Here is a 5658-nt window from a genome sequence, read left to right as displayed (position 1 = left end):
TGCAGAGCCTTGGGGCTGTCAGCGCCGTCGCCTGGCCGTTTTACGGCTTCGTCGGCCTGTTCGCGCTCGAGGTGCTGCGGCTGATGTTCGGCTCGCAATGGGATGCGTCGGCGCCCCTGGTGCCCATCTATTGYGCCGCCGGCGCGGTCAGCGTGCTGAACAGCCTGATCCCGACGCTGATGTTGGCCGCTGGCCATTCAAAGCTGGTGGCGCTGGCTGACCTCATCATCCAGCCGGTCAAGGCCCTGCTGCTGATCGCCGTCATCTGGCATTGGCGGGCGCTGGAGCCGCTGGCGCTGGGCGTGCTGGCGATGGCCGTGGTGGCCGTGCCCTATTTCTATGCCTTCAAGCAACGCTGCCTGCCCAGCGACTTCGGCGCCATTGCGCGCGAGCTGGCGCGCAATGCGCTGCTGGCCCTGACCTGCCTGCTGCCCGCCGCCCTGGTGGCGGCCTGGCTGCGCCCGGCCGGCCAACCGCTCGCCCTCCACGCCTTGCTGGCCTGCGCCGGCCTGACCGTGCTGATCTGGCTGGCCGGACTGAAACTGCTTGGCCATCCGCTGTACGCGGAAATCCGCGCTTTCCTCGATCGACGCCGTGCCGCGGCGGCCGCGTCATGAAGGTCTTCGTCGTCATCGTCACCTTCAACGGCGCCGCCTGGATTGCCGGCGCGCTGCAGTCCCTGCGCGACAGCAACCATCCCGGCACGGCCGTCGTCGTCGACAACGCGTCCACCGACACCACCCGCGACCTGGTGCGCCGGGACTTCCCCGAGGCCGTCCTCATCGAAAGCGCTACCAACCTCGGCTTCGGCCGCGGCAACAACCTGGGCATCGCCCACGCCCTGCGCGCCGGCGCCGACGCGATCTTCCTGCTGAACCAGGACGCCTACGTCACGCCCGAAGCCATAGCCCAGCTCGTGGCCTTCCTGCAGGCCGAGCCGGGCTTCGACATCGTCAGCCCCCTGCACTGCAGCCCCGACCTGGGCCGCGTCGACCCCAACACCCAGAGCGCCTATCTACAGCGCCATGCGCCGGGCTATCTGTCCGACGCTTGCCTCGGCCGCGTGCAGCCGCACTACCCCACCCGCGGCATCAATGCGGCGGCCTGGATGCTGCGCGCCGGGGTGTTCAGCCGTGTCGGCGGTTTCGACCCGCTGTTCTTCATGTACGGCGAAGACGACGACCTCATCGAGCGCTTCGCCCATCACGGCCTGCGCACGGCGCTGCTGCCGGCCGCGCGCATCGTGCATCTGCGCGCCAAGGCTGCCCGTGCGCCGCAGAGCTGGGGCAGCCAGGTCGCCAGCCGCGGTGAGCGCAAGCGCTCGGAGCTGTTGCTGGACTTCAAGCGCCCCGGCGGCAGCCTGCCCGGCCAGTTGCTGCGGCTGCTGGCCGCTGGCGTCGTGCAGCCGCTGGCTGAGCTGCTTGCCGACCACGACCTGAAGGCCTTCCTCGGCAGCCTGCTGGCCAGCCTGCGTGTGCTGGCGGAGCTGGGCCGCATCCGCCACCATGCCCGTCTCTGCGCCAGGACGGGCGCACATTTCCTGGATCTCGACACCCCATGAACCCCGGCCTGGACTGGCAACTCCACACGCTGACCCCGGTGCAAGGCCTCGGCCCCCACCGGGAGGCCTGGGATCGCCTCAACGGGCAGCTCATGGGCGGCCACGGCATGCTCGATGGCTTGTTCGTCGATGCCCTGCTGCGCCATTTCGCGGCGCAAGGCGTGCTGCTCGCCATCGCCAGCCGCGAAGGCGAGGCCGTCGCCATGCTGCTCATCAACCCCCAGACGCGCGGCCTGGGTGTCTGGTCCAGCTTCCTGCCCTCGCAGACGCAGATCGGCCCCAGCCTGATCCCGGCCGGGTTGGAGCTGCGCGGCCTGCTCGTTGCGCTGCCCGGCTATGCGAGCGAGCTGGACCTGTTGTGCAACGACCCGCACTTCGGCGACCTGCGCGAGCTGCCCAGGCTTCCCGTGCAGAGCCAGCCGCATGCGCTGACGATGAGCGTCAGCCTGAAGGGCAGCTTCGATGACTACTGGGCTCAACGACCGCGCAAGCTCATCCAGAACATGCGCCGCTACCTGCGCCGGCTGCAATCCGAGCCAGGTGGAGAACGGTTGACCGTCACCAGCGCACCCGAGTCGATCGAGGCTGCGGTGCAACGCTACGCGGGGCTGGAGTCCAKCGGCTGGAAAGGCCGCGAAGGCACGGCCGTCAGCAGCGACAACCCGCAGGGGCCCTTCTACGCCGAAGTCATGCGCRAGTTCGCCGCCCGCGGCGAGGCGCTGGTCTACGAACTCTGGTTGGGCGAAGAACTGCTGGCCTCGCGCATGCTGCTGCTGAGCGGTGGCATGGCCGTCATGCTGAAGACGGCCTTCCACGAGCAGTTCGAGCGCTTTGCGCCCGGCCGCATCCTGCTGCTGCGCACGCTGGAGGACTTGTTCACGCGTGCACCAGGCGGCGGCGTCGAGTTCTACACGAACGCCGAATCCGACCTGCTGGCATGGTCCACGTCGCAGCGCTGGATCAACCATGTGAGCGTCTATCGCCACCGCGGCCTGCCGGCCCTCTATGGCCTGCTCAGGCGCGGCAGCCGCGGCTGGCACGGTCGTGCCAGCCAACCGGTGGACACCGACATCATGGTGAGCCGCAGCGGCGCCAGCGTCGACACCTACGTCCACGTGCGCGAGCTGCCGGCGGATGCACTTGCCCTGATGCACAAGGCCGAGCAGCGCCATGTCGAGCTGGGTGCAGACTGGTACGCCAACCTGATCGACACCGTCTATGCCAGCGAGCCGCAGGCCCAGGTGCGCATCCACGTGCTGCGCCGCCAGGGGCGCGTGCTGGCCGTGCTGCCCACCGTCGCGCAGAGCGGGGCACTGGGCCGTGAAATCAGCGCGCTGTCCAACTTCTACACAGCCATCTACGCGCTGGCGATGGAAGACGACGTCGAGGCCGAGGATCTGCTGCCGCTGACACGCGCCTTGCGACGGACGGGCGGCGGCGCGGCCGCCTATCGTTTCTCGCCGATGGACCCGGATTCGCGAGAGTTCGCGCTGCTCAAGAGGGCTTTGACTCTTGCCGGCCTCAGCACGCATGCCTACTTCTCGTTTGGCAACTGGTATGAGCCGGTGCGCCAGAACTGGGCCGACTATCTAAAGGGTCGCAGCGGCCAGTTGCGCAGCACGATCAAGCGCATGGGCAAGAAGTTCGCCAGTGAAGGCGGTCGGCTGGAGGTCGTGCGCGACGGCGACGCGCTCGAAGGCGCACTGGCCGCCTATCGCGATGTCTACGCCCACAGCTGGAAGGTGCCCGAGCCCTACCCCGACTTCATGCCAGGCCTGATCCGCCTGTGCGCGCGCCGCGGCTGGCTGCGCCTGGGCCTGGCCTGGCTTCACGACAAACCGGCGGCGGCCCAGATCTGGATCATCGCCAACGGCCGTGCCAACATCTACAAGTTGGCCTACGACCAGGCTTACAAGGCGCTGGCTCCGGGCACGCTGCTGACCGCCCTGCTGATGGAGCAGGCGCTCGACCTGGAGCGCGTCCAGGAGGTGGACTATCTGATCGGCGACGCCCCGTACAAGGCCGAATGGATGAGCCAGCGCCGCGAACGCCTCGGGCTGGTCGCCTACGACCCCTTGACGCTGCGCGGCCTGRTCGGCCTGGTGCGCCAGACCGTCGGCAATGCCTGGCGGCGCCTGCACGCACTGCGAAGCACTGCCCATCCCAACGACAATCCCGCGTCCTGACCCCAAGACCCGCATGCAAGCCCAAGCCCTGCCGCCCGACACGCCGTTCGCCTCCGGCTCCCCCCGCTTCAGCGCGCGCGCCGGAGATGCGTTGGCCGCTTGGCGCCAAGCCTATGCCGCGCGCGGCGCCGCCTGCGCGGCCGACGTGGGCGGCGAATTCGCCGTCGCGCTCGACCTCCCCGGTGGGGGCAGCTACCTCGCCATCGATCGCTTCGCCGTGCACAGCCTGTGCTACGCCGTGCGGGACGGCCGCCTGCACTTCGCGACGCGGGCCGACGAACTGGCCCGCCAGCTCGGCATCCGCGAGCTGGATACCCAGGCCCTCTTCAACTACCTCTTCCATCACTGCATCCCGTCCCCGCGCACCATCTACGCCGGCATCCACCGCCTGCCGCCGGCCCACTACGCGCTGTTCGAGAACGGCCAGCTGACCGTCGCACCCTACTGGGTCGCGCGCTTCGACGAGCAGGCCCGGCCCAGCTTCGACGCGCTGAAGGAGGAGTTCCACGGCATCCTGCGCGCGGCGGTCAAGGACAGGCTGAGCGCCGACGGCAAGACCGCCTGCTTCCTGAGCGGCGGCACCGACAGCTCCACAGTCGCCGGCCTGCTGCGCGAGGCCACGGGCCAGGCGCCGGCCAGCTATTCCATCGGCTTCGAGGCCGAGGGCTATGACGAGATGGAATACGCGCGCATCGCCGCCAAGGCTTTTGGCGCCGACCATCACGAGTACTACGTGACACCGGCCGATCTGGTGGCGGCCATCCCCGACGTCGCCGCCCATTACGACCAGCCGTTCGGCAATTCCTCCGCAGTGCCCGCCTTCTACTGCGCGCGCAAGGCGCATGACGATGGCTACCACCGCATGCTGGCCGGCGACGGCGGCGACGAGCTCTTTGGCGGCAACACCCGCTATGCCAAGGAGCGCGTCTTCCATGTCTACAGCCAGATTCCGTCGCCGCTGCGCACCGGCGTGCTGAACCCGCTGTTCGTCAACCCGGTCACCGGCAACATCCCGCTGCTCAAGAAGGGCACCAGCTACATCCGCCAGGCCCGCGTGCCCATGCCCGACCGCATGCAGAGCTACAACCTGCTGGACCGACTGGGCATGAGCGAGGTGCTGACGCCAGCCTTCCTGGCCGCCGTGGACACCGGCGCACCGCGCGACCACCAGCGCGCCACCTGGGCCGCCGGCCCGCACGAGGCCAGCCTCGTCAACCAGATGCTGGCCTTCGACTGGCGCTACACGCTGGCCGAGAACGACCTGCCCAAGGTCGTCGGCACGACAGCCCTGGCTGGTGTGGACGTCGGCTTCCCGCTGCTGGACACGCGGCTGCTGGATTTCTCGCTGAAGCTGCCGACCAGCTACAAGCTCAAGGGCCTGAAGCTGCGCTGGTTCTTCAAGGAGGCGCTGCGCGGCTTCCTGCCCGACGAGATCCTGACCAAGAAGAAGCATGGCTTCGGCCTGCCCTTCGGCCCCTGGGCCGTCAAGGACGCGGCGCTGAACGCACTGGCCGCGGAATCACTGCGCGGCGTGGCGGCACGCGGCATCGTGCGCACCGAGTTCGTCGAAAGCCTGCTGACCCAGCGGCTCAAGGAGCATGCCGGCTACTACGGCGAGATGGTCTGGATCCTGATGATGCTGGAGCAGTGGCTGCGCCGGCACGCGCCAGACTACCGGCTCGCCTGAACGACGGGCTGCAAGCCCTCCTGCCGATCAAGCGGTTGCTGACCTATCCACTTTGACGGTTGGGTGCCCTCTTCGGGTCGGGGCATCCATCCCATCACCTGCAACGGCCCGGCCATCCTGACTATTGAGATGCGGTCCAGGCCTCCACTTCGGCAATGCGCGAGAGATAGTAGGCCGAGCTGTTCACCAGCACGCGGATGCGCTGTGTGGTGATGGGCGCGAAG

Annotated in this window: 3 protein-coding genes and 1 pseudogene; all 4 read left to right on the top strand. The window is 68.6% G+C overall.

The features are described from left to right. A pseudogene (locus ACXJKR_RS22550) lies at positions 1-617 on the top strand (hypothetical protein); the annotation flags it as partial. Further along, positions 614-1561, top strand: coding sequence for a glycosyltransferase family 2 protein (locus ACXJKR_RS22545; RefSeq protein ID WP_457324703.1), 948 nt, complete (start codon positions 614-616; stop codon positions 1559-1561). The pseudogene ACXJKR_RS22550 and the gene ACXJKR_RS22545, both read left to right, overlap by 4 nt. Next, the gene (locus ACXJKR_RS22540) at positions 1558-3747 is read left to right on the top strand and encodes a GNAT family N-acetyltransferase (protein ID WP_457324702.1); all 2190 of its coding nucleotides are present in this window, start codon (positions 1558-1560) and stop codon (positions 3745-3747) included. Before ACXJKR_RS22545 ends, ACXJKR_RS22540 begins: the two co-directional genes overlap by 4 nt. A gap of 13 nt (positions 3748-3760) precedes the next feature. Further along, positions 3761-5434: an asparagine synthetase B family protein gene (locus ACXJKR_RS22535; RefSeq protein ID WP_457324701.1), complete on the top strand. Its 1674-nt coding sequence runs from the start codon at positions 3761-3763 to the stop codon at positions 5432-5434. Positions 5435-5658 lie beyond the last annotated feature (224 nt).

The organism is Roseateles sp. P5_E11 (assembly GCF_054049355.1).
This window is presented reverse-complemented; position numbering and strand designations above follow the sequence as displayed.